Here is a 20,852-nt window from a genome sequence, read left to right on the forward strand (position 1 = left end):
ACCTCGATGGATACCCAAATGTCTTTAGCACAAAACAATCTCGGCGCGCATCCGGCCCGGTACCGTCGGTCCGATGACGGAGCCTTTTCAACTGGCCGGCCTCTCACTGGACTGTGACGACCCCGAGTCCCTCGCCCGCTTCTACCTCGGGCTGCTCGGTGGCCGTGTCCTGTGGAACGATGCGCACAGCGTCGGGATCCGTATCCCATCGGGACTGACCGTCGCCGCGCAACGCGTCGAGGATTATTTTCCGCCGCAGTGGCCGGGCACCGCCGCGGTGCATCTCGACCTCGCCGCCGACGCCGACCTGAATCTGTGCGAACAGCACGCACTCGCGATCGGCGCGAAACCCGCACCGGTACAACCGGACCCGCGCTGGCGCGTGTTGCTCGACCCCGCTGGGCATCCGTTCTGTATCACCACCCGCGTGGTATCGGGATAGATCAGGGCAGCAGATCCGGACGGCGTCGCGCCGTCCGGTCCAGCGACTGTTCGTGGCGCCATGCGGCGACTTTGGCGTGATCGCCGGAGAGCAGGATCGGGGGCACGTCGAGGCCACGCCAGGACACCGGCCGGGTGTAGCTGGGGCCTTCCAGAAGTCCGTCGGAGAACGAATCCTCCTGGTGGGACTGCTGATTGCCGAGCACGCCGGGGATCAGCCGTACCACCGCCTCGGTCATCACGAGCACCGCGGCTTCACCGCCGATGAGGACGTAGTCGCCGATACTCACCTCTTCGACCCGGACGCGGCGAGCGGCATCGTCGAACACGCGCTGGTCGATGCCCTCGTAGCGCCCGCAGGCGAAGACGAGGTGTTTCTCGGTGGCCCAGCGCTGCGCGGTGGCCTGGGTGAACGGCACACCCGCCGGGGTGGGGACGACGAGCAGCGCGTCGTCGGGGCACACCTCGTCCAGGGCATCGCCCCAGACGGTGGGCTTCATGACCATGCCGGGACCACCACCGTAGGGCGAGTCGTCGACCGATTTGTGCACGTCGTGCGTCCAGTTGCGCAGGTCGTGCACGCCGATCGAGATCAGGCCCTTGTCGACGGCCTTGCCGAGCAGCGCGGTGCGCAGCGGCTCGAGGTATTCCGGGAAGATCGTGACGACGTCGAGTTGCACGAATTACTCCGGATCGAGCAGGCCCTCGGGCGGTGTGATGACCACCAGTCCATCGGCGAGCGAAACCGTCGGCACGATGGCGGTGACAAAGGGAATGAGAATTTCGCGACCGTCGTCGGCGGCACGCACCGACAGCAGTTCGCCCGCGGCCGAATGCAGCACCTCGGTGACCGTGCCGACGGCGGTGCCGTCGGCGAACTCGACCCGAAGGCCTTCGAGTTCGTGGTCGTAGAAGGCGTCGTCGTCCTCCGACGGCGGCAGCGAATCGCTGTCGACGACGAACAGGGTGCCACGCAGAGCGTCGGCGGCGGTGCGATCGTCGATGCCGTCGACGAATACCAGAAGCCGGCCCGAGTGCTCTCGGGCCGACTTCACGGTGTAGTCACGGGTCGCCGAGGACTTCGGCATCCTGCCGCGCAAGGTGACACCCGGCGCGAACCGGAGGTCCGGCTCGTCGGTGCGCACATCGACGACGAGTTCGCCGCGCACGCCGTGCGACTTGGCGACCCGACCTACGACGAGTTCCATCTAGGCGTCGGTATCGACCACGTCGACCCGGATCCCACGGCCACCGATGCCGGCGACCAGGGTGCGCAGCGCGGTCGCGGTACGACCACCGCGCCCGATCACCTTGCCCAGGTCTTCAGGATGGACGTGTACCTCGACGGTGCGTCCACGACGGCCGGTGAGCAGCTCGACACGGACGTCGTCAGGGTTGGCGACGATGCCGCGAACCAGATGTTCGACGGCATCGGCAACAACAGCAGTCATTACTCGGCAGCCTCGGTGGCGGCTTCCTCAGCGGCAGCCTCGTCCTTCTTGGCGGCCTTCTTCTTCGGGGTGACGGCCTCGGTGGTGGGCGCGTTGTCGGCGGCGGCGAGCGCGGCGTTGAACAGGTCCAGCTTGGAGGTCTTCGGGGCCTTGACCTTCAGGGTGCCCTCGGTGCCCGGCAGGCCCTTGAACTTCTGCCAGTCGCCGGTGATCTCCAGCAGACGCTGCACGGACTCGGTGGGCTGCGCGCCGACGGACAGCCAGTACGCGACGCGCTCGGCGTCGATCTGGATCAGCGAAGGCTCTTCCTTCGGGTGGTACAGGCCGATGGACTCGATGGCCCGGCCGTCGCGACGCGTACGGGCGTCGGCGACGACGACGCGGTACTGCGGGTTGCGGATCTTGCCGAGACGAGTGAGCTTGATCTTGACAGCCATGCTGGTCAGTCTTCTTTCAGTAGTTTGGTCACCACGCGATTCAGCGACCCGCATGGTCTGCGGGTCCGGTTTCGCGCATGTGTGCGTGACCGCCGCGCGGTACGTAACCGGAGACGGGCTGACACTGTCCAGGAAGGACGAGGGTTCATTCTGCCAGACGACCCACTGCCCCCGGAAATCGCCTCCGCCGTTCGCGCGCTATCTCACCGCAACTGAGCGGTGTCCACCACGACCGGCACCGGACCCGGCGCCTTGATCGACTCACCGTCAGTCGCGAACACTTCCTGGCGATAGCCGGACTCACCCAGCGTGTAGGCCCAGAATCGAGCGGGCTTCCCGTCGGGGAGTTCGACGATCCACAGGTACGGCACCCGAGCCGAGGCGTAAGAGGCAATTTTGGTATCGCGTTCCTCACGACTGTTTCCGGGCGACCAGACCTCGGCAGCGAGCAGCACATCCTCGGCGGCGAAGGTGGTGTGCTCAGCAGAGGCGTGCACCACGACAACATCCGGGATGATGCTGGTCCGGAACGGGGTACTGATCCGCACCCCAACGGCAGGCAGTGCCGTCAGATCCGGACGATCCGCGGCTCGAACGGCGGCGCGCAGAGCGACGAACAGCTCACCGGCGGCGTACTGATGCGGACCACCGGGCGGCGGCGTCATGTGCAGGTACCCCCAGATGAGTTCGAGTCGCGATCCATCGACCGGCTGCTCTTCGGCGAGCCAGTCCTCCACAGTCTTCGGGCCCAACGGGTGGATCATCGAAACCTCGGCGCTCATGGTCATCTCCGCCGATCTCCCCTGGTCGTACCGACAAACTGACAACTCGGACCGGACTAGTTACTGGGGCCGCGCGACGATCGATTCAACCTCGATCACATGTTTGCACAAGTTTGCAGCCTGTAGATAACACTACAGAGTCATGACCATTGGCCAGGGGGAATGTTGTGCCACAGGCAGCGACATCGCGAACCGCGGCCTCAGCGGTGGCCGGTGACAGGATCAGGGGTTTTCACCACCAGGCCGCGCAGGACGACCCATTGCGGGTCTGTGAGTGATCGGGGGTTTACCCGAGGATCGTCGGCGTAGACGACGAAGTCGGCCGGGGCGCCGTCTTCGATGCTGGGGCGGCCGAGCCAGGTGCGGGCGTTCCACGAGGCAGCGCCGAGGGCCTCGTGCGGGGACAGGCCCGCGCCGGACAACGCGGTGATCTCGTCGGCGATGCGGCCGTGGCGGATGGAGCCGCCCGCGTCGGTGCCCGCGTAGATCGGCACCCCCGCCTCGTGGGCCTTGCCGACGGTGTCGCGGACGCGGCGGTGCAGGTCGCGCATGTGGGCGGCGTAGACCGGGAACTTCGTGGCGCTGTCGGCGATGCCGGGGAAGGTATCGATGTTGATCAGGGTGGGGACAAGGGCGGTGCCGTTGGCGACCATCAGCTCGATGGTGTCGTCGGTGATGCCGGTGCCGTGTTCGAGGCAGTCGATGCCCGCGTTGATCAGACCGGGCAGCGCGTCCTCCCCGAACACGTGCGCGGTGACCCGAGCGCCGTTCGCGTGGGCCGCGTCGATGGCCTGCTTCAGGATGTCGTCACTCCACAGCGGCCGCAGGTCACCCACGGAACGGTCGATCCAGTCCCCCACGATCTTCACCCAGCCGTCGCCGAAGCGGGCCTGCTCGGCGACGATCTCGGGCAGGTCGCGTTCGTCGTCGAGTTCGATGCCGAGTTCGCGGATGTAGCGCTTGGGGCGGGCGATGTGGCGGCCCGCGCGGATGATCCGCGGCAGCTCGGCGTGCTCGTCGATGAAGTGGGTGTCGATCGGCGAGCCCGCGTCACGCAGCAGCAGCGCGCCCACGTCGCGTTCGGTCTCAGCTTGCTCGATCGCGCCCTCGTGGGTCTCGTCACCGCCGCCGTAGCGGATGCCGACATGGCAGTGCGCATCGACGAGGCCGGGCACGATCCAGCCGGTCCGGCACAGCGTGTCGGCGCCGGCGACCGGTTCGAAGGTCACCATGCCGTCGACCACCCACAGGTCGCGTTCCTCGTCACCGGGCAGCACCACCCCGCGCACGTGCATGAAGAGCCTCCTCGATGTCGACGCTGCCTGCCAACCTACCGCCGACGGCACCGCGCCGCAGACGGCGACGCCCTCATCGACGCGGCCAAAGCCGCTGCCGCCCTAGACGATCAGCTCCCCTGCATCTTTCGAGGTCGCGGCGCGAACACGCGGAGCTGGGGGCTCGAGGCATCGGGAGCCCGGCCGCAGTGCCCACGAGACCAGCACGCAGACCGCGAAGAGTCCGGTCCACAGCAGGTGTTCGACGCCGGAATCGGACGCGAGGTGGGACGCGAACGCTCCGGTGAAGTTGTAGAAGGCTCCGGCATAGGCCCATTCCTTCACGCGGCGCAGACCCGGCGCCACGATCACCACCGTTCCCAGGATCTTCCAGACGCCCAGCATGGTGACGAAATAGGTGGGGTATCCCAGATCGACCATGCCCGCGACCGTCGAATCCCGGCCAAGCAGATCGGCGATGCCCCCGCTCCCGAGGACCGTCACGACGATGCCGGTCGATACCCAGAACGCAACAGCCACCGCGCGCCCCGTACCGATCCGCGCGCGCAACCGCCCGGGTGTCCACGCACCGACGGCAATGGATCTGCGCTGCTCAGGACGGGTCGCCCAGGACAGGCACGTCATCGTCGCGAAACCGAGCGGGCCGACCGCGGCGGGGTCACCGTCGACGGCCAGCGAGACCACCGCACCGAGATAGACGAACAGCACCCCGGCGTACACCCACTCCTTGCACCGAGGCAGGCCGGGCGCCAGCAGCACGAGCGCCCCCGGAATCTTGGCGATGCCGAGGATGACCAGCACGTAGGCGGGGTAGCCGAGCTGGTCGACGGCCACGTCGCGCACGATGTCGATGCGCAGGATGTCCCAGACGCCGCCCATCGCCGATTCGAAGGCGATGATGGCGGTGGTTATCCAATAGACGATGCTCCGGCTGTTGTTCGCGATGCGCGACAATACGGTCATGGCTGATCCTCAGGTCGGTGGCCGCCGAGCACGGCGAATTCGGGTTGACACCGATCTGACCGAGCAGCGGATCCCGATGTGACAGCGTGCGGAATCAGTGCTCGTCGAGGACCATCGTCGCGAGCCGACCGGGGTCGCCGATCATCTCGATACCCACGATCCTGTCGCCAAGGATCGTGAACGCGAACACGATCCTGGCGCGACCACCGACCGACCAGACCGCACCGGGTTCGCGGTCGATCGTGGCGAGCCTGGCCCCCTTGGCACGACCCGAGAACGTCCGGGCGACGGCGTCCGCCCCCAGGACCTCCCCGCCGGCGCCTGCCGCGACGACGGTCTCGTCTGCGCGCAGCACCACGTCGGGGTCGAGCAGTTCGAGCAGTGCCTCGAAGCGTCCAGTGCGCGCCGCCCGCAAGAAGGCGTCGACGATCTCGCGCCGTCGGCCCACATCGACGGTGGCGGGCTCGTCGATGCCATGGACGCGGCGTCGCGCGCGGCTGGCGAGCTGCCTGGTCGCCACACTGGAACGGCCGAGGATGGCGGCGATCTCGTCGAAGGGGACAGCGAACAGATCGTGCAATACGAAGGCGAGCCGTTCGGCCGGGCCGAGCGTGTCGAGGACGACCATCAGGGCCGAGCCGACCGAGTCGGCCATCAGCAATTCTTGTTCGGGCGCCATCGCGCCCGCGCGTTCTGCCCCGTCGTCGACGAGTTCGGTGCCGTAGAGATGTTCGCGCAGGCTCTTGCGACGTTGCAGGACATTGAGCGCGACGCGCGACACGACCGTGGTCAGCCAGCCCGCCAGGTTGTCGACCTCGGAGACGTCGGTTCGGTTCAACCGGATCCAGGCCTCCTGCACCGCGTCCTCGGCGTCGGTGGTCGAGCCGAGCATCCGGTACGCCACCGCCCGCAGGTGCGCCCTGTTGTCCTCGAATTCGCGGGTCAGCCAATCGGTGTGGTCCATGTGTCACATACCTCCTCGGGGATCGGTCAGTAGTGATGACCGGCCGACCCGCGCCGGTGTGACAACGCCCCACCGAGGAGACCCGACCATGACCGCACCAGCGAAGACCCTGATCTACCCGGTCACGAACCTGGGGCAGGCAAAAGCGCTCTACCGCAGGCTACTTGGCATCGAGCCCGTGATGGACGAGCCCTATTACGTCCAGTTCGATCTCGACGGGCACCTCGTCGGGCTCGACCCCAACGGCCACGCCAAAGGCCTGACCGGACCTGCCCCGTTCTGGCTCGTCGCCGATATCCACCAGCATCTGGCCGAGCTGATCGCCGCGGGCGCCGTCGAAGTACAGGCGGTGACCGACGTCGGCGGCGGAAAACTCATCGCGTCGGTCACGGACGCCGACGGCAACATCATCGGTCTGATGGAGCGGTGACGATGGTTGCTCACCGTGTACCCGCCTGGTTGCGTACCGGCTTCTACTGGTTTTTGGCCTTCGAGTTCTTCGTCGGGTTCGTCACTAAGTTCTGGCCGGGCGAGACCTTTTTCGGACCGGCCTATGCCGAGAAATTCGCCGACTGGGGTTTCGACCCGAACATGCGTTATGTGGTCGGCGCGATCGAACTGGTCTGTGCGATCCTGCTGGTCGTTCCCCGCAGACAGACACGATTTCTCGGCGCCGCCACGCTGGTGCTGCTGCTGACCGGGGCGGTGACCACGCATGTCATCGATGACGCGCCGGTCTACGAGGAGGTCTCGGCGCCGCTGCACCTGGTGATCATGCTGTGCGTCGCTGTCGCGAACTGGCCCACCGATGTACGGCAACTGCTGTGGTGGCGCCCGGCGAGCGGCGGACCGCCCGCGCGGATATCGACGCGCGACGCGGCGTTCCTGGAATGAGGTGATAGCCGGGGGTGTCGCCCAGCCCGGCTACACCCCCGCTGCCACTAGCTCCCCGACGGATCCCCGTCGAGGAAGACTGTCACCCTGGCGATACGCGCTGAGTCGGGCGCGAAATCGACGAACGCCACACCCGGCGCCGCGCCGACCCACACGCTCACGCTGACCGTGTGTCCGGCAGCGATCATCTTGTCCCACCGCATGTTCCGCGCGCTGTCGACGAAATCTGCCACCGAGATCGGGCGCCCGGCGGGTAGCTCCACCACCGTGCGATCGTCGAGGAGTGCCCGCACCCCACCCGAGTCACCGGATGCGGCCGCGGTGAAAAGCCGCCGGACGACGCGCTTGCCCGACCCACCCACACCGCGCAGCGCTCGCATCATCCCCATCGCCCCGCCGACACCGAGCTCGGCGACGAGTTGCGGCCCGAGCTTGGCCCCCGCGAGCAGTCCGGACGGCCCCGTGCGCAGCAGTCGCGCGATCATCACCCCCAGCTCCCAGTGCGCGGCGAGCCGGGCGATCCGCCAGCCGCCGTCGGTGGCGACCAGGTCGTAGCGCAGATGCATCGGCACGGTGACGGTGGCGCCGGTCGACATCGTGGTCTCGATGTGCAGGTCACGGACCACCGTGTATCCGGCGACGATGTCGCGGTCGACGCGGAAGGCGATGGAGTTCGGCGCGATGAAGACGTTGTAGAAACGCGAGATCGCGGCCGGACCGATGTGCTCGCGCGAGCCGTACGGGTCGTGCACCGCGGCCTGCTCGGCGAACAGCCCGACCCAGGCGGCCTTGTCGTGCGCGGCCACGGCACGCGGCGATGCCTGCACCGCCGCCAGCAGATCCTGGGCGGTCCGATCCAACGGCATGTAGGTCCTCCATAGTCACGCTTCCCCTGTGCGATCCATGATAGAACGTGTTCTAGTTTTGCGTCGGCGATCGTGTGCGGCGCCTGTTGGACAAGAGGATCTCGATGGACTGGTACACCGGGAACACCACCTACGACACGGTGCTGGCCATCGCCTTCGCCTTCGCCGCGTTCGTGATCGTCGGCGGATTGTTCGCGCAGAGCCCCTACGGCCGCTTCGCGTCGAACAAGGTCGGCTTCAATCTCAACCCCAAGCTGGGCTGGTGGCTGATGGAGCTGCCCGCGACCGTCGTGTTCGCGGTGTTCTATCTCAGCGGCCCCGATCGCTTCGAGCCGGTGCCGCTGGTACTGGCCGCCATCTGGCTACTGCACTACGGCAACCGCGGCTGGTTCTTCCCGCTCTCCATCCGGCAGGTGCCGGGCAAGAAAAGCAGCTTCAACGTGTCGGTGGTCGCGGCGGGCGTGTTCGTGACGGCCCTGCACGGCTACCTCAACGGCGCGTTCTTCAGCAACGACTACAACAACCAGTACGGCACCGCATGGCTCACCGATCCGCGCTTCCTGATCGGCGTGGTCGTCTACCTGTGCGGGTTCGGACTGCTGGTGCGGTCCGAGGCGATCGTGCGCAATCTGCGCGACAAGAACGACCCCGGCGCCGCCGAGTACCGGATCCCGCACGGCGCGGGCTTCCGCTTCGTCAGCAGCCCGGCCTACCTGGGCGAGCTGATCGCCTGGGCCGGATTCGCCCTGCTCACCTGGTCGCTGGCCGGTGTCGTGATCTTCCTGATCACCGCGGGGAACCTGGTGCCACGCGCCTTCGCGACCCACCGCTGGTACCGGGAGAAGTTCGCCGACTACCCGGCGAACCGGAAAGCGCTGATCCCGGGCGTGATCTAACACCCGGCCAGCATCCGCGACCCTTGGGGAGCGGCGGCCACGAAGTGGCCGGTCCGCGGCCGGGTCGCCGGTTAGATGCCGTTGCGTAGGCGACGAAGGAGCAAGCAACGGCATCTAACCGGCGGCCCCTTGGGGCCGCGGACACGCGCGCGCCAGCGCGCCAAAAGTTCAGTTTTTGGGGAACTTCAGCTGGGAGAGGTCGATCCCGTCCAGGCCGGGCGGCAGCTGATCGAGACCGGGCGGCATGTTCGACAGATCCATGCCCGGCGGCAGGCCCGGCATTCCGGCGGGCATCCCGGGGAACCCGCCGCGCACCTTCGGCGGTGTGGGCCCACGCCCGCCCTTCTTGCCCTTCTTGCCACCCTTTTTGTTGTTGCCGCGACGCGCGCCCGGCATCCCCATCTGCCTGCCCATCGCGGCCATCATCTTCTTGGCTTCGAAGAACCGGTCGACGAGCTGGTTGACCTCGGACACCTGCACGCCGGAACCGTTGGCGATGCGCAGGCGGCGCGAGGCGTTGATGATCTTCGGGTTGTCCCGCTCGGCGCGCGTCATGCCGCGGATGATCGCCTGCACCCGGTCCAGCTGCTTGTCGTCGACCGCGGCCAGCGCGTCCTTCATCTGGCCCGCGCCGGGCAGCATCCCGAGCAGGTTGCCGATCGGGCCCATCTTGCGGATGGCCAGCATCTGGTCGAGGAAGTCCTCGAGGGTGAGCTCGCCGCTGCCGATCTTGCGCGCGGTCTCCTCGGCCTGCTCGGCGTCGTAGACCTGTTCGGCCTGCTCGATGAGGGTGAGCACATCGCCCATGCCGAGGATGCGCGAAGCCATCCGGTCGGGATGGAAGACATCGAAGTCCTCGAGCTTCTCACCGGTGGAGGCGAACATGATCGGCGCACCGGTGACATTGCGCACCGACAGCGCCGCACCACCGCGGGCGTCACCGTCGAGCTTGGTGAGCACGACACCGGTGAACCCGACACCGTCGCGGAAGGCTTCGGCGGTGCTGACCGCGTCCTGACCGATCATCGCGTCGAGCACGAACAGCGTCTCGTCCGGCTGCACGGCATCGCGGATGCCCGCGGCCTGGCGCATCAGCTCGGCATCGATACCGAGGCGACCGGCGGTATCGACGATGACCACGTCGTACTGCTTGGCCTTGGCTTCTTCGATACCGGCCGCGGCGACGGCGACCGGGTCGGCCGCGGTGATCCCGAGCGGGTTCTCGCCGCCACCGATGGAGGTGCCGCCATGCGGGGCGAACACGGGCACACCCGCGCGCTCACCGACGACCTGCAGCTGGGTGACCGCGCCGGGACGCTGGAGGTCACAGGCCACCAGCAACGGCTGGTGCCCCTGACCCTTGAGCCATTTGGCCAGCTTGCCCGCGAGGGTGGTCTTACCCGCACCCTGCAGACCGGCCAGCATGATGACGGTCGGCGGGTTCTTGGCGAGGTTGAGGCGACGGGTCTCGCCACCGAGGATCGCGACGAGTTCCTCGTTGACGATCTTGACGACCTGCTGCGCGGGATTGAGCGCGCCGGAGACCTCCGCGCCCTTGGCGCGCTCTTTGACGTTGGCGATGAAACCGCGCACCACGGGCAGCGCGACGTCGGCCTCGAGAAGTGCGAGGCGGATCTCACGCGCGGTGGCGTCGATGTCGGCCGGTGACAGACGCCCCTTACCGCGCAGATCCTGCAGTGCACCGGTAAGCCGGTCGGACAGGGATTCGAACACCGATCGCGCTCCTGATCTGAAAGGGTCTCAGGTCGTCAGACCGAAGTCGGACGTCTATTGCCCTCCCAGGGTAATGGAGGTTATTCGGTATGTTGCACGTGCGGTGGCGCCGTGCGGCGCAACTCGTGCGATTCGATGTTCACCAGGTACACCGCTTCTCTGCCGGTGAGACCGAGTTCCCGGGAGAGCGCCTCGATCCGGAGCCATTCGGAATCGGCGCTGTCGGCGTGACGGGCGGCGGTCGAGGCGATGGTCATCGCGGCCAGCGCCTGCGCACCACTGAGGGTGCGACCCGGCAACCACGAAACCACCCACAGGTCACCACCGACGCAGCGCGCGATGTGCGCGGTCGCGTCGCTGGTCATCATTGACGCGGAAACGACTTCGATAGCCACGGATCAGCTCCCCTCGTACGAGTGACAGCCGGACCAGAGAAATGCTATAGGTCACATCTCGACTTATCAGGCCGCGAGATCGCTGTGTAGCAACCTGATAGCAATCAGTGAGTAAACCGTGTCCTTACGATGTCAAGCGGTGCCGTCGGTTTCGGTGGGCGGCGGTGCGGGAGCAGGCCGCGGAATCACGTCGAGGACGGCCTTCTCGATGCGATCGCGCACAGCCGGACTGTCGGTGTCGCCCAGATCGAGGCAGAAGGCGTCGACCACGGCCGAGCCCATCGTGACCACCTTCGCCCACCGGACATTGGCGCCCGTCGCGGCGAAGGCGCCGGCCAGCCTGCTCAGCAAACCGATGCGATCGTCGGCACGGAGCTCGAGAATCACCTGGCCGGATGTGCTGGTAGGTGACCAGATGAGTCGAGGCTGAGCGCGCGCGTACCGACCGGGCCCGGTTCCGGCCGCTTCGGCTTCGCGTTTGGCCAGCACAGCGGGCAGGTCGAGCGCGCCGGACGTTGCCCGGATGAGTTCCTGCCGCAACAGGCCAGCGTCCGGCGGATCGCCGAATTTCGGCATCACCACGAAAGTGTTGATCGCCGAGTCACCCGCGCCGCCCAGCGAGGCCGACAGCACCCGCAGCGAGTGCAGCGCGAGCACGCCTGCCGCGTCGGAGAGCAGGCCGGGCTCGTCGGGAGCGATCACCGTCACCACGAACGTGTGTTTGCCGTCGCCGGGCGCGAGCGTGACGTGTACGCCGCCCGCCGTGGCCTTGTCCACGAGTTCCGGGTCGATCGGTTCCGGTTGCGGCAGCGGCTCGCCCGCCATGACGAGGCGGCAGCGGCGCACCAGTTCACCGATCAGCGAGGCCTTCCAGTCGCCCCACACACCGGGGCCGGTGGCCATCGAATCAGCCTCGGCCAGCGCGTGCAGCAGTTCGAGCAGGCCGACGTCACCGCCGAGCGCGTCGGCGACCCGCTGCACCGTCGCCGGGTCGTCGAGGTCACGCCGGGTCGCGGTGTCGGGCAGCAGCAGGTGGTGGCGCACGATCGCGCTGAGGGTGCGCACGTCCGAGGGCCACAGGCCGAGCCTGCGGCCGATGTGGGTGGCCAGTTCGGCGCCCACGATGCTGTGGTCACCGATTCGGCCCTTGCCGATGTCGTGCAGCAGCGCGCCGAGCGCGAGCAGATCGGGTCGGGCGACCCTGGTGCTCAGGCCGCTGGCGTAGGCGACGGTCTCCATCAGATGGCGATCGACGGTCCAGGTGTGCAGCGCGTCGCGCGGCGGCAGGTCGCGGACCGCGCCCCATTCAGGAAAGAGCCTGCCCCACAAGCCCGTTCGATCGAGTGCCTCGACCGCGTCGATACTGCCGCGGCCCGCGCCGAGCAGCACGAGCAGATCGTTGAGCGCGTCCTTGGGCCACGGTTCGCGCAACTCGGGCGCGTCCTCGGACAGCCGGTTGAGCGTGGTCGCCGACATCGGCAGACCGGTCTGGGCCGATGCCGCGGCCACCCGCAAGATCAGCCCCGGATCGCGTTGCGGGCGCGCGTCTCTGGCCAGCACGACTTCGCCGGAGTGCTCGACCACCCCCTCATCGAGTGGTCGGCGCACCGGCATGCGGCGCAGTCTCGCCAGACCGCGTCGCGGGAGCGCGTTGGCGGCCGTGCGCAGACCGACGTCGCACGAATAGCTCACCGTACGCGCCGAATCGGTCAGTGTCCGGGCGAGATCGAAGCGATCGCCGATGCGCAGGGCGGCGCCGATCTCGTCGGCGTCCTGGGCGCGCAGTTGATCGCGGGCGCGACCGGCGACGCGATGCAATTCGGTGCGTACGTCGAGGAGCCTGCGGTGTGCCTGTTCGAGTCCGCCACCGGGGACCTCGGGGCCCAAACCCGGCATGGCATCGGTCAATTGGGCGATCGAGAGCGCGTCGAGCAGCTGGATGTCGCGCAGGCCCCCGCGACCGTTCTTGAGGTCGGGTTCGGCGCGGTGGGCGATCTCGCCGCTGCGCTGCCAGCGGGCGGTGGTCTGGGCGATGAGGTCGTCGAAGCGGCCCCGGATTCCGGTGCGCCATTCGCGGCGCACGCCGCCGATGAGCAGATTGCTGAGGTCTTGGTCGCCGACGATGTGGCGGGCTTCGAGCAGACCGAGCGCCGCGATCATGTCGCTGGAGGCCACGCGCAACGCTTGCGGCACGGTGCGCACGCTGTGGTCGAGCTTGATGTGGGCGTCCCAGAGGGGATACCAGAGCTGGTCGGCGATCTCCGAGACCACCTTGGGGTCGACGTCGTCGTGCAGCAGCACGAGGTCGAGATCGGAGTAGGGCAGCATCTCGCGGCGTCCGAGTCCGCCGACCGCGACGACCGAGAGGCCGCTGTCGGCGGTGATGCCGAGTTCGTTGCCCTTGCTGGTGAGCCACAGTTCGAACAGATCGACCAGGGCCCCGCGCAGCGATTCCGGATCGAGTCGCGGGTTTCGGGTGCCCGCACCGTCGAGCAGTTGCGCCCTGGCCTTGACCAGATCCGCCGCTCCGTTGTTCTGAATACCGCCGTTCCGCTGTGCCACAGCCCACACCACCCATTCATGCGGGCGGCCCCGCCCCGACCGGATTCTCACCGGTGGGAGCGGGGCCGCCACTCGATAGTTTGTCGTGCGTTCCCTACCGAATTACAGTGCGTCGCTTCCGCGTTCGCCGGTACGGACGCGGATGATGGTGTCCACCGGGGTCACCCACACCTTGCCGTCACCGATCTTGCCGGTACGCGAGGCTTCGACGATCACCTCGACGACCTTCTCGACCGACGCATCGTCCACGACGACCTCGACCCGGACCTTGGGCACGAAATCCACCGAGTACTCGGCACCGCGGTATACCTCGGTGTGGCCCTTCTGCCGGCCGTATCCCTGGACTTCGCTGACGGTCATGCCGAGCACGCCTGCCTGTTCCAGCCCGGTTTTCACATCTTCGAGCGTGAACGGTTTGACGATTGCCGTAACCAGTTTCATGTTCGTCATGCCTCCTTGACGAGTGAGCGTGCCGTGTTACCCACAGCAGCGAAATCGTATGCGGTTTCCGCGTGCTCGGACTCGTCCAGGCCCGCGGCCTCGGACTCTTCACTGGCGCGCAGGCCGATCGTGAACTTGATCGCGTACGCGATGATGGCCGTGGCGACCAGCGAGTAGGCGAGAACGGCGAAAGCACCGACGGCCTGCAGCTTCAACTGCTCGACCCCACCACCGTAGAACAGTCCATCGACAGCTGCGGGAGCTTCGGCCGTAGCGACAAGGCCGACCATCAGGGTGCCGACCAGACCACCGACGAGGTGGACACCGACGACGTCGAGCGAATCGTCGAAGCCGAAGCGGAACTTCAGGCCGACGGCCAGCGCGCACAGCGCACCGGAGACGACACCGATGGCGAGCGCGCCGATGACGTTGACCGAGGAACAGGCCGGCGTGATGGCGACCAGACCGGCGACGATGCCCGAGGCAGCGCCGAGCGAGGTCGGGTGACCGTCACGGATCTTCTCCACGAGCAGCCAGGCCATCATCGCGGCCGCGGTGGCGAGCGTGGTGGTGAGGAAGGTGGCACCGGCGATGCCGTTGGCACCCAGCGCCGAACCCGCGTTGAAGCCGTACCAGCCGAACCACAGCAGACCGGCGCCGAGCATCACGAACGGCAGGTTGTGCGGGCGGAACGGGGTCTTCGGCCAGCCCTTGCGCTTGCCGAGGATGAGGCAGAGCACCAGACCGGCGGCACCGGCGTTGATGTGGACCGCGGTACCACCGGCGAAGTCGATCGCCTTGAGGTTGGTGGCGATCCAGCCGCCGTTCTCCGCGGTGATGCCGTCGAAGGCGAACACCCAGTGCGCGACGGGGAAGTAGACGACCGTGGCCCAGATTCCGGCAAATACGAGCCACGACCCGAACTTCAAGCGGTCGGCGACCGCGCCCGAGATGAGTGCGACCGTGATGATCGCGAACATGAGCTGGAAGGCGACGAACACCGAGAGCGGGATCGTGCCTGCGAGCGGGACTGCAGCGGGGGCCGCGGGGTCGGTGGTGGCGAGATAGTCGCCGCCGAAGACACCCTTCAGGCCGAAGTACTGCGTGGGATCACCGAGTAGGTTGCCCTTGTCCTCGCCGAACGCCACCGAGAAGCCGTACAGACACCACAGAATGGTGATCAGGCCCATCGCGGAGACGCTCATCATGATCATGTTCAGGACGTTCTTGCCACGGACCATGCCGCCGTAGAAGAACGCCAGACCCGGCGTCATCAACAGCACGAGTGCGGCCGCGGCCAACATCCATGCTGTGTCACCGGCACTTGGATCGCCGATTACGGGAAATGCCACCTTGTGTTCCTCCTCATCTCGGGCCCTGCCGATGACGGCAAAAGGACCTGTACAGAAGGGTCGCGACTCGGTGTTTCATCCGTTGAGCTGTGGTGTTTCACCTGAGTGAACGGATAGCGCTGTTGTGTTGCGTCCACGTTTCGTGTGGTTGGCATGAGCTTGTCAGCTCACGGTGAGGTCGGTACGCAAGTGCGATTCGCCGCGAGTTCGCCCGGCGATTCGCCGCGGGCATCGTCGCTGGCAGACAGCGCTGCCCGCCCGATCGCCGGATCGGACGGGCAGCGCGCGAACAGCTACGCGGTACCCCCGAGCAGCGCGTCGACGAACGCTCCCGGCTCGAACGGGGCCAGATCGTCGGCGCCCTCGCCCAGGCCGACCAATTTCACCGGAACGCCGAGTTCGTGCTGCACCTGGAACACGATTCCGCCCTTGGCGGTGCCGTCGAGTTTGGTGAGGACCACGCCGGTGATGTCGACGACGTCGGCGAAGACGCGCGCCTGCATCAGGCCGTTCTGGCCGACGGTCGCGTCGAGGACCAGCAGCACCTCGTCGACCTCACCCTTCTTCTCCACGACCCGCTTGACCTTGCCCAGCTCGTCCATCAGGCCGGTCTTGGTGTGCAGGCGGCCCGCGGTGTCGATGAGAACGGCGTCGACACCGCCGTCGATGCCCGCGGTGACCGCGTCGAACGCGACGGCTGCCGGGTCGGCGGCCTCCTTACCGCGCACGGTCTCGGCGCCCACCCGTTCACCCCATGTCTGCAGCTGATCAGCGGCGGCGGCGCGGAAGGTGTCGGCGGCGCCGAGCAGCACGCGGCGACCGTCCGCGACGAGCACGCGGGCCAGTTTGCCGGTGGTGGTGGTCTTGCCGGTGCCGTTCACGCCGACGACAAGCAGGATCGCCGGCTTGTCGCCATGCGGGAGGGCGTGGATGGAACGGTCGAGCTCGGGGCGCAGCGCTTCGATCAGCACGTCGCGCAGGGCGCCGCGGGCCTGTTCGGGGGTGCGCACGCTGCGCGAGGCCATCTCCTCGCGGAGGCGCTCGACGATCTTCGCGGTGCTCGCGGTGCCGATGTCGGCCAGCACCAGGGTGTCTTCGATCTCTTCCCAGGAGTCCTCGTCGAGGTCGCCGCCGCCGAGCAGGCCGAGCAGGCTCTTGCCGACGGCGTTCTGGGAGCGGGCCAGGCGGCCGCGCAGGCGGACGAGGCGGCCGGTGGTGGGGTCGATCTCTTCGATCGCGGTGGTGGTCGCGTCGACTTCGGCCGGGGCGGTCTCGGCCGCAACCTCGGTCGACGCCGTGTCCGCGGGCTCAGCCTCGGTGGGTGCGGTCTCCGGCGGCGTGGCAACGGTGTCCGAAGGTGCGGCCTCCGCAGGGGCCGCGGTAGGCGCGGTAGCCGGGGTGTCGGTCGGCAGCGTGTCCGCGGGCTCGGCCGGTGCGAGGGTCGACGCGTCGTCGGGGACCACCACCGGCTCGTCGACGGCGACATCGCCCTCGGGCAGCGGCACGTCGGTGATGCCGCGCCGCGGGGCGTCACGCGGGACCGCGGCGTCGTCGCCGATGTGCGGTTGGCCGTCGGTGTCGGTGCGCTCACCGACGGGCTCGGGTCTCGGCACGGTCGCCGTCGAGCCGCCCTGGCTGAAGCTGAATCCACCGGACGCGGTGTAACCACCGGAGCGGTCCGTCAACTCCTTGTCCGGCTCGGGCGGGGCCAGCGAAATCTGGCGTCGCTTGTACAGGACGAAACCCGCGACGAGCGCCACCAACAGGACGGCGGCGATCGCGGCGATCAGGATCCACGCTTGCGAACTCACCCGGCGAGTCTATTCGGGCGGCAAGTTACCGCACGTCGGCGGCGTCTGCGCGGCGGGTCGGCGAGGCGATTGCGGGCCTGTCGCCACATGGCGGAAACACTACAGATTCGTTGTCCTGCGGAACTTCTGGCGGTTGCCCCATAGGATCAGCGGAGTGACCGATCGAAACGTGCTTGGGGGGCCGCTGGAAGAGTGCGGCGCCGATCCTCTCACGGGCTTCTACCGGGACGGCTGCTGCAGCACCGGTCCGGAGGATCTCGGCAGCCACACCGTGTGCACCGTCGTGACGGCGGAATTCCTGGAGCATCAGGCATCCATCGGCAACGACCTCAGTACCCCCCGTCCAGAGAACAATTTCCCCGGCCTGCAACCGGGCGACCGCTGGTGCGTGGTGGCGGTCCGCTGGTTGCATGCCCACGAGGACGGCGTCGCCGCCCCCGTGGTGCTGGCCGCCACCCACGAGAACGCGCTGGAAGTCATTTCCATGGACATCCTGCGCAAATACGCCGTCGATGTCCCCGACGACGTCAGCGACCTGCTGTAAGGGGTCGTCTCCCGTTCCGTCGGCGGTGAGCCTTCTGGCGGCAGGCCGCCGAGCAGTAGCGGGCGGGCCTGCCGGTGGTGGAGCGATCGAGTCGACCGCCGCAGACGGGGCACACCGGCGGAGTTTCGTCACCGTCCCTCGTTTCGTTACGGTCGATTTTCGCGAGTTCCGTGACAAGCGGCGGGCGGGTTCGCAGGGCGTCGAGAACGAGGACGACAGCGGGGGCGAGGGGGTCTTCCGCACGTCGATGCCGTTGGATGGCAACGCATCCCGTGAAGATGTCGAGGACGTCGGTGACGACCACATCGGAACGCACCGCCCCTTGACGTTGGGCTGAGACGAGCAGGGCACCCAGCGCGCGGTGGAAGCGGTCGCCCGTGCCGCGGAGCAGGGCGCGTGGCCAGCCGTCGTCGGATTGCACCAGGTCACACAGGTCCTTGTTGCCGGGCGTCGTGACGATGACATGCGCGCACAGGGCGAAGAAGGCCTCGCCCGGGTCCGGATCGGTGAGGTGTTCGGCGGCCAGCGCGGCCAGTCGGTCGACGCGCTGTTGCATAACCGCTTCCAGCAGATCGGTTTTCGTGGGGAAATGCCGGTGCACGGTGCCCGCGCCGACGCCCGCGCGGCGGGCAACTTCGGCCAGCGAGACGGTGGTACCGCGTTCGGCGAGTGCCCGCTGAGCGGCGGCCAGGATCAGCGCGCGGTTGCGTCGCGCGTCGGACCGGATCGCCGGTTCCGCGCGGTTGTCGACCGTCATTTCGTTACGCCTTCCCTGCACCGGACCTGGCCAACCGGGTGTGAGCGCCCGTAACGTCCGGAATACGGGTCGACCGACCCGATTGTAGGCCTACGATCGTTCACGAACGGAACTCCTCCGCGATGACCTCAGCACTCCCCGTCCTGATCACCGGCGCCACCGGCAAGCAGGGTGGTGCGACCGCCCACCGATTGCTCGCCGAAGGACACCGGGTCCGCGCGCTGGTGCGCGACCTCGACTCCCCCGCCGCTCGCGCACTGGCCGACGCCGGTGCGCAATTGACCGCCGGCGACTTCGACGACCCCATCTCCCTGCGCGCCGCGGCAACCGGCACCCGAGCCGTATTCCTCGTTCCCCCAGCTGATTACCGCGCGAAAGGCTGGGGTGAAGACACCGAAGCCCGACGCGGTCTCGCCATGATCGCCGCGGCCGAAGCCACGGGTGTAGAGCAGATCGTGTTCACCGGCGTCGCCACGATGGGCGCCGCGAAATCATGGGGCCAACAGGGCAAACGCCAGATCGAAGACGCCCTAGCCGCCTCCGGCCTGCGCTACACCGTGTTGCGCCCGGTGCGCTTCATGGAGAACTACCTCCTGCAGGGCTCCCCCGTCGACGGCATCCGCGAAGGCGGCGAACACCGCCACCTGTTCCCCGCCGATCGCCCCCTCCAGATGATCGCCGTCGACGACATCGCCGCCTTCGCCACCCTGGCCTTCGCCGCCCCCGAAACCTGGCACACCCGCACCCTCGAACTCGCAGGCGAAGCCATCACCCCCGTCGACGCGGCCACCATCATCAGCGCCGCGACTGGCCACCCCATCCACTACCGCGAAGTCACCGAGGCAGAAGCCGACGCCATCGGCCCCCAACTCGGCAACACCTGGCGCCTGATCCGCGAAACCGGCGGCTGGCAAGCCGACCTCCCCACCTTGCGCACCCTGTACCCGCACCTGACCTCCCTGCACGACTGGCTAGAACGCAGCGGCACCCAACGAATCCACGCCCAAATCAACACCAAAACCCCGAAAACCCACCGCCCGCACTGACACACAACCCAAACCACACCGCCCACCCCAAACCCGCCATAACCGCACTCCCGACCACACCGCGCACCTCGGCCCGTCCCCGTCTTCCACACCCACCCCACAACCACGCGCACCCAGCTCGTCCCCGTCTTCCACAACCCACCCACCCCAGCCACCGCACTCCCGACCCCTAGGTGTGTTGACCTGAGAGGTTAGGGACGCGGCTAGCTGGCGGACGTCCTCCGAGTGCGGTGTGGGCTCGGTGGTGATTGTAGGTATGGAGCCACTCGGTGAACGCGGCTCGGCGTTCGGTCTCTGACCGGTAAGCGCGGGCATAGGCCCATTCATCGACAAGGGTGCGGTTGAACCGTTCGACCTTGCCGTTGGTTTGTGGCCGGTAAGGGCGGGTCCGTTTATGGGTGATCGAGGCCGCGGTCATCGTCTGGGCCCAGAGCCGGGACCGGTAGCAGGGACCGTTGTCGGTCAGGACTCGTTTGACGGTGATCCCGTTGGTGGAGAAGAACTTCTGGGCTCGTTGCCAGAACCCGGCAGCGGTTTCCTTGCGTTCGTTGGGCAGGATCTCGGTGTAGGCGAGGCGGGAATGGTCATCGATGGCGTTGTGGAGATAGCTGTAGCCCAGATGGCTGCGACCACGGCTGTCGAGAGTCTTGCCCGCGGTCCGGGTGCGGTTGGTGCGCCCGAGTTTTTGCCCGACCGCGCGGGCCCCGCCGCCGTCGGGGATGTTGCCCAGCTTTTTGATATCGACATGGACCAGGTCGCCGGGGTGATCGTGTTCGTAGCGGCGGATCGGGGTGCCGGTGGTGCGGTCGAGCCAGGCCAGGCGGGCCAGTTTGTAGCGTGTCAACACCCGGTGCACGGTGGAGGGATGCAAACCGAGTAGGTAGGCGATCCGTGCTGGTCCCCACCGGCGTAGGACACGGATTTTGATGATGCGGCGTTCGGTGCGGGTCGGGGTCCGGTTCGGGCAGTGGTGCGGGCGTGAGGATCGGTCGGACATGGCCGCGATGCCGTGGTGGCGGTAGCGGTTGGCCCAGCGGGCGGCGGTGGTGGGTGAGACTTGGAATCGTTCGGCTGCCCGTCGTAGTGGCCAGCCGTCGTCGATGACACAGCGGGCTAGTCGTAGACGGCCGAGTTCGGTCAGGGGTGCATTACGGTGTGTCATTGAAGACCTCCGTTGAGAGACGCGTTCCTTAGACAGCTCGCATCTCACTCGGAGGTCTT

The 20,852-nt window shown here is 67.6% G+C and carries 23 protein-coding genes; 6 read left to right on the forward strand and 17 right to left on the reverse strand.

What is annotated here, in order from left to right; all coding sequences use genetic code 11:
• Positions 1-73 precede the first annotated feature (73 nt).
• On the forward strand, positions 74-442 hold the full coding sequence (locus ACQHI0_RS19640; protein WP_427903320.1) for a VOC family protein: 369 nt from the start codon (positions 74-76) through the stop codon (positions 440-442).
• A gap of 1 nt (position 443) precedes the next feature.
• Here ACQHI0_RS19640 and trmD read toward each other — a convergent pair whose 3' ends face one another.
• The 8 genes from trmD to ACQHI0_RS19680 all read right to left on the reverse strand — a co-directional run bounded on the left by trmD (position 444) and on the right by ACQHI0_RS19680 (position 6,333).
• Positions 444-1,121, reverse strand: coding sequence for a tRNA (guanosine(37)-N1)-methyltransferase TrmD (gene trmD, locus ACQHI0_RS19645; protein ID WP_427903321.1), 678 nt, complete (start codon positions 1,119-1,121; stop codon positions 444-446).
• Positions 1,122-1,124: 3 nt separating this feature from the next.
• The gene (rimM, locus tag ACQHI0_RS19650) at positions 1,125-1,649 is read right to left on the reverse strand and encodes a ribosome maturation factor RimM (protein WP_427903322.1); all 525 of its coding nucleotides are present in this window, start codon (positions 1,647-1,649) and stop codon (positions 1,125-1,127) included.
• Positions 1,650-1,892, reverse strand: coding sequence for an RNA-binding protein (locus tag ACQHI0_RS19655; protein WP_056811833.1), 243 nt, complete (start codon positions 1,890-1,892; stop codon positions 1,650-1,652).
• Positions 1,892-2,329, reverse strand: a complete 438-nt coding sequence (gene rpsP, locus ACQHI0_RS19660) for a 30S ribosomal protein S16 (protein WP_427903323.1) — start codon at positions 2,327-2,329, stop codon at positions 1,892-1,894. Before rpsP ends, ACQHI0_RS19655 begins: the two co-directional genes overlap by 1 nt.
• 203 nt (positions 2,330-2,532) lie before the next feature.
• Positions 2,533-3,111, reverse strand: a complete 579-nt coding sequence (locus tag ACQHI0_RS19665; RefSeq protein ID WP_427903324.1) for a Uma2 family endonuclease — start codon at positions 3,109-3,111, stop codon at positions 2,533-2,535.
• A 200-nt stretch (positions 3,112-3,311) separates the two neighbouring features.
• Positions 3,312-4,406 (reverse strand): amidohydrolase family protein, encoded by a 1,095-nt coding sequence (locus ACQHI0_RS19670; protein WP_427903325.1) that lies wholly within the window; start codon positions 4,404-4,406, stop codon positions 3,312-3,314.
• Positions 4,407-4,508: 102 nt separating this feature from the next.
• Positions 4,509-5,369, reverse strand: coding sequence for a DoxX family protein (locus ACQHI0_RS19675; protein ID WP_427903326.1), 861 nt, complete (start codon positions 5,367-5,369; stop codon positions 4,509-4,511).
• Positions 5,370-5,463: 94 nt separating this feature from the next.
• A complete protein-coding gene (locus tag ACQHI0_RS19680; protein ID WP_427903327.1) occupies positions 5,464-6,333 on the reverse strand; it encodes a sigma-70 family RNA polymerase sigma factor in 870 nt (289 codons plus the stop codon).
• An 88-nt stretch (positions 6,334-6,421) separates the two neighbouring features.
• Between ACQHI0_RS19680 and ACQHI0_RS19685 the strand changes: the two genes are divergently transcribed.
• On the forward strand, positions 6,422-6,763 hold the full coding sequence (locus ACQHI0_RS19685) for a VOC family protein (protein ID WP_427903328.1): 342 nt from the start codon (positions 6,422-6,424) through the stop codon (positions 6,761-6,763).
• Between the two features lie 2 nt (positions 6,764-6,765).
• Positions 6,766-7,227 (forward strand): DoxX family protein, encoded by a 462-nt coding sequence (locus tag ACQHI0_RS19690; protein WP_427903329.1) that lies wholly within the window; start codon positions 6,766-6,768, stop codon positions 7,225-7,227.
• A gap of 47 nt (positions 7,228-7,274) precedes the next feature.
• Here ACQHI0_RS19690 and ACQHI0_RS19695 read toward each other — a convergent pair whose 3' ends face one another.
• Complete coding sequence (locus ACQHI0_RS19695) at positions 7,275-8,093, reverse strand: nuclear transport factor 2 family protein (protein ID WP_427903330.1); 819 nt, start codon at positions 8,091-8,093, stop codon at positions 7,275-7,277.
• Positions 8,094-8,197: 104 nt separating this feature from the next.
• Between ACQHI0_RS19695 and ACQHI0_RS19700 the strand changes: the two genes are divergently transcribed.
• Positions 8,198-8,989, forward strand: coding sequence for a 3-oxo-5-alpha-steroid 4-dehydrogenase (locus ACQHI0_RS19700; protein WP_427903331.1), 792 nt, complete (start codon positions 8,198-8,200; stop codon positions 8,987-8,989).
• Positions 8,990-9,157: 168 nt separating this feature from the next.
• On the opposite strand, the gene ffh is transcribed toward ACQHI0_RS19700, so the two are convergent.
• The 6 genes from ffh to ftsY form a co-directional block, all read right to left on the reverse strand.
• Entirely contained in the window at positions 9,158-10,723 is a 1,566-nt protein-coding gene (gene ffh, locus ACQHI0_RS19705) for a signal recognition particle protein (RefSeq protein WP_427903332.1), read from the reverse strand.
• Between the two features lie 80 nt (positions 10,724-10,803).
• A complete protein-coding gene (locus ACQHI0_RS19710; RefSeq protein ID WP_378912418.1) occupies positions 10,804-11,118 on the reverse strand; it encodes a hypothetical protein in 315 nt (104 codons plus the stop codon).
• A gap of 132 nt (positions 11,119-11,250) precedes the next feature.
• Positions 11,251-13,689, reverse strand: coding sequence for a [protein-PII] uridylyltransferase (locus tag ACQHI0_RS19715; RefSeq protein ID WP_427909229.1), 2,439 nt, complete (start codon positions 13,687-13,689; stop codon positions 11,251-11,253).
• A 93-nt stretch (positions 13,690-13,782) separates the two neighbouring features.
• Complete coding sequence (locus ACQHI0_RS19720) at positions 13,783-14,121, reverse strand: P-II family nitrogen regulator (protein WP_110036141.1); 339 nt, start codon at positions 14,119-14,121, stop codon at positions 13,783-13,785.
• A gap of 5 nt (positions 14,122-14,126) precedes the next feature.
• Positions 14,127-15,473, reverse strand: coding sequence for an ammonium transporter (locus ACQHI0_RS19725; protein WP_427903333.1), 1,347 nt, complete (start codon positions 15,471-15,473; stop codon positions 14,127-14,129).
• Positions 15,474-15,766: 293 nt separating this feature from the next.
• Entirely contained in the window at positions 15,767-17,284 is a 1,518-nt protein-coding gene (ftsY, locus tag ACQHI0_RS19730) for a signal recognition particle-docking protein FtsY (RefSeq protein ID WP_427903334.1), read from the reverse strand.
• Positions 17,285-17,438: 154 nt separating this feature from the next.
• Here ftsY and ACQHI0_RS19735 point away from each other — a divergent pair, with 154 nt between their 5' ends.
• Positions 17,439-17,828: a DUF2237 family protein gene (locus tag ACQHI0_RS19735; protein WP_014987060.1), complete on the forward strand. Its 390-nt coding sequence runs from the start codon at positions 17,439-17,441 to the stop codon at positions 17,826-17,828.
• On the opposite strand, the gene ACQHI0_RS19740 is transcribed toward ACQHI0_RS19735, so the two are convergent.
• The gene (locus ACQHI0_RS19740; RefSeq protein ID WP_427903335.1) at positions 17,812-18,585 is read right to left on the reverse strand and encodes a TetR family transcriptional regulator; all 774 of its coding nucleotides are present in this window, start codon (positions 18,583-18,585) and stop codon (positions 17,812-17,814) included. The two genes, ACQHI0_RS19735 and ACQHI0_RS19740, sit on opposite strands and share 17 nt — an antisense overlap.
• Before the next feature lie 122 nt (positions 18,586-18,707).
• Between ACQHI0_RS19740 and ACQHI0_RS19745 the strand changes: the two genes are divergently transcribed.
• The gene (locus ACQHI0_RS19745; protein ID WP_427903336.1) at positions 18,708-19,631 is read left to right on the forward strand and encodes an NmrA family NAD(P)-binding protein; all 924 of its coding nucleotides are present in this window, start codon (positions 18,708-18,710) and stop codon (positions 19,629-19,631) included.
• Between the two features lie 169 nt (positions 19,632-19,800).
• On the opposite strand, the gene ACQHI0_RS19750 is transcribed toward ACQHI0_RS19745, so the two are convergent.
• Positions 19,801-20,793, reverse strand: a complete 993-nt coding sequence (locus ACQHI0_RS19750) for an IS481 family transposase (protein ID WP_427903337.1) — start codon at positions 20,791-20,793, stop codon at positions 19,801-19,803.
• Between the last annotated feature and the right edge of the window lie 59 nt (positions 20,794-20,852).

Source organism: Nocardia sp. FBN12 (assembly GCF_050320175.1).
Taxonomy (GTDB): domain Bacteria; phylum Actinomycetota; class Actinomycetes; order Mycobacteriales; family Mycobacteriaceae; genus Nocardia.

Excerpts from the sequence above, each read along its gene's own strand:
- ACQHI0_RS19640 (WP_427903320.1), top strand. The coding sequence starts at position 74 with ATGACGGAGCCTTTTCAACTGGCCGGCCTCTCACTGGACTGTGACGAC.
- ACQHI0_RS19690 (WP_427903329.1), top strand. The coding sequence starts at position 6,766 with ATGGTTGCTCACCGTGTACCCGCCTGGTTGCGTACCGGCTTCTACTGG.
- ACQHI0_RS19685 (WP_427903328.1), top strand. The coding sequence starts at position 6,422 with ATGACCGCACCAGCGAAGACCCTGATCTACCCGGTCACGAACCTGGGG.
- ACQHI0_RS19720 (WP_110036141.1), bottom strand. The coding sequence starts at position 14,121 with ATGAAACTGGTTACGGCAATCGTCAAACCGTTCACGCTCGAAGATGTG.
- rpsP (WP_427903323.1), bottom strand. The coding sequence starts at position 2,329 with ATGGCTGTCAAGATCAAGCTCACTCGTCTCGGCAAGATCCGCAACCCG.
- ACQHI0_RS19665 (WP_427903324.1), bottom strand. The coding sequence starts at position 3,111 with ATGAGCGCCGAGGTTTCGATGATCCACCCGTTGGGCCCGAAGACTGTG.
- ACQHI0_RS19745 (WP_427903336.1), top strand. The coding sequence starts at position 18,708 with ATGACCTCAGCACTCCCCGTCCTGATCACCGGCGCCACCGGCAAGCAG.
- ACQHI0_RS19670 (WP_427903325.1), bottom strand. The coding sequence starts at position 4,406 with ATGCACGTGCGCGGGGTGGTGCTGCCCGGTGACGAGGAACGCGACCTG.
- ACQHI0_RS19700 (WP_427903331.1), top strand. The coding sequence starts at position 8,198 with ATGGACTGGTACACCGGGAACACCACCTACGACACGGTGCTGGCCATC.
- rimM (WP_427903322.1), bottom strand. The coding sequence starts at position 1,649 with ATGGAACTCGTCGTAGGTCGGGTCGCCAAGTCGCACGGCGTGCGCGGC.
- ACQHI0_RS19680 (WP_427903327.1), bottom strand. The coding sequence starts at position 6,333 with ATGGACCACACCGATTGGCTGACCCGCGAATTCGAGGACAACAGGGCG.
- ACQHI0_RS19695 (WP_427903330.1), bottom strand. The coding sequence starts at position 8,093 with ATGCCGTTGGATCGGACCGCCCAGGATCTGCTGGCGGCGGTGCAGGCA.
- ACQHI0_RS19675 (WP_427903326.1), bottom strand. The coding sequence starts at position 5,369 with ATGACCGTATTGTCGCGCATCGCGAACAACAGCCGGAGCATCGTCTAT.
- ACQHI0_RS19655 (WP_056811833.1), bottom strand. The coding sequence starts at position 1,892 with ATGACTGCTGTTGTTGCCGATGCCGTCGAACATCTGGTTCGCGGCATC.
- ACQHI0_RS19750 (WP_427903337.1), bottom strand. The coding sequence starts at position 20,793 with ATGACACACCGTAATGCACCCCTGACCGAACTCGGCCGTCTACGACTA.
- ACQHI0_RS19740 (WP_427903335.1), bottom strand. The coding sequence starts at position 18,585 with ATGACGGTCGACAACCGCGCGGAACCGGCGATCCGGTCCGACGCGCGA.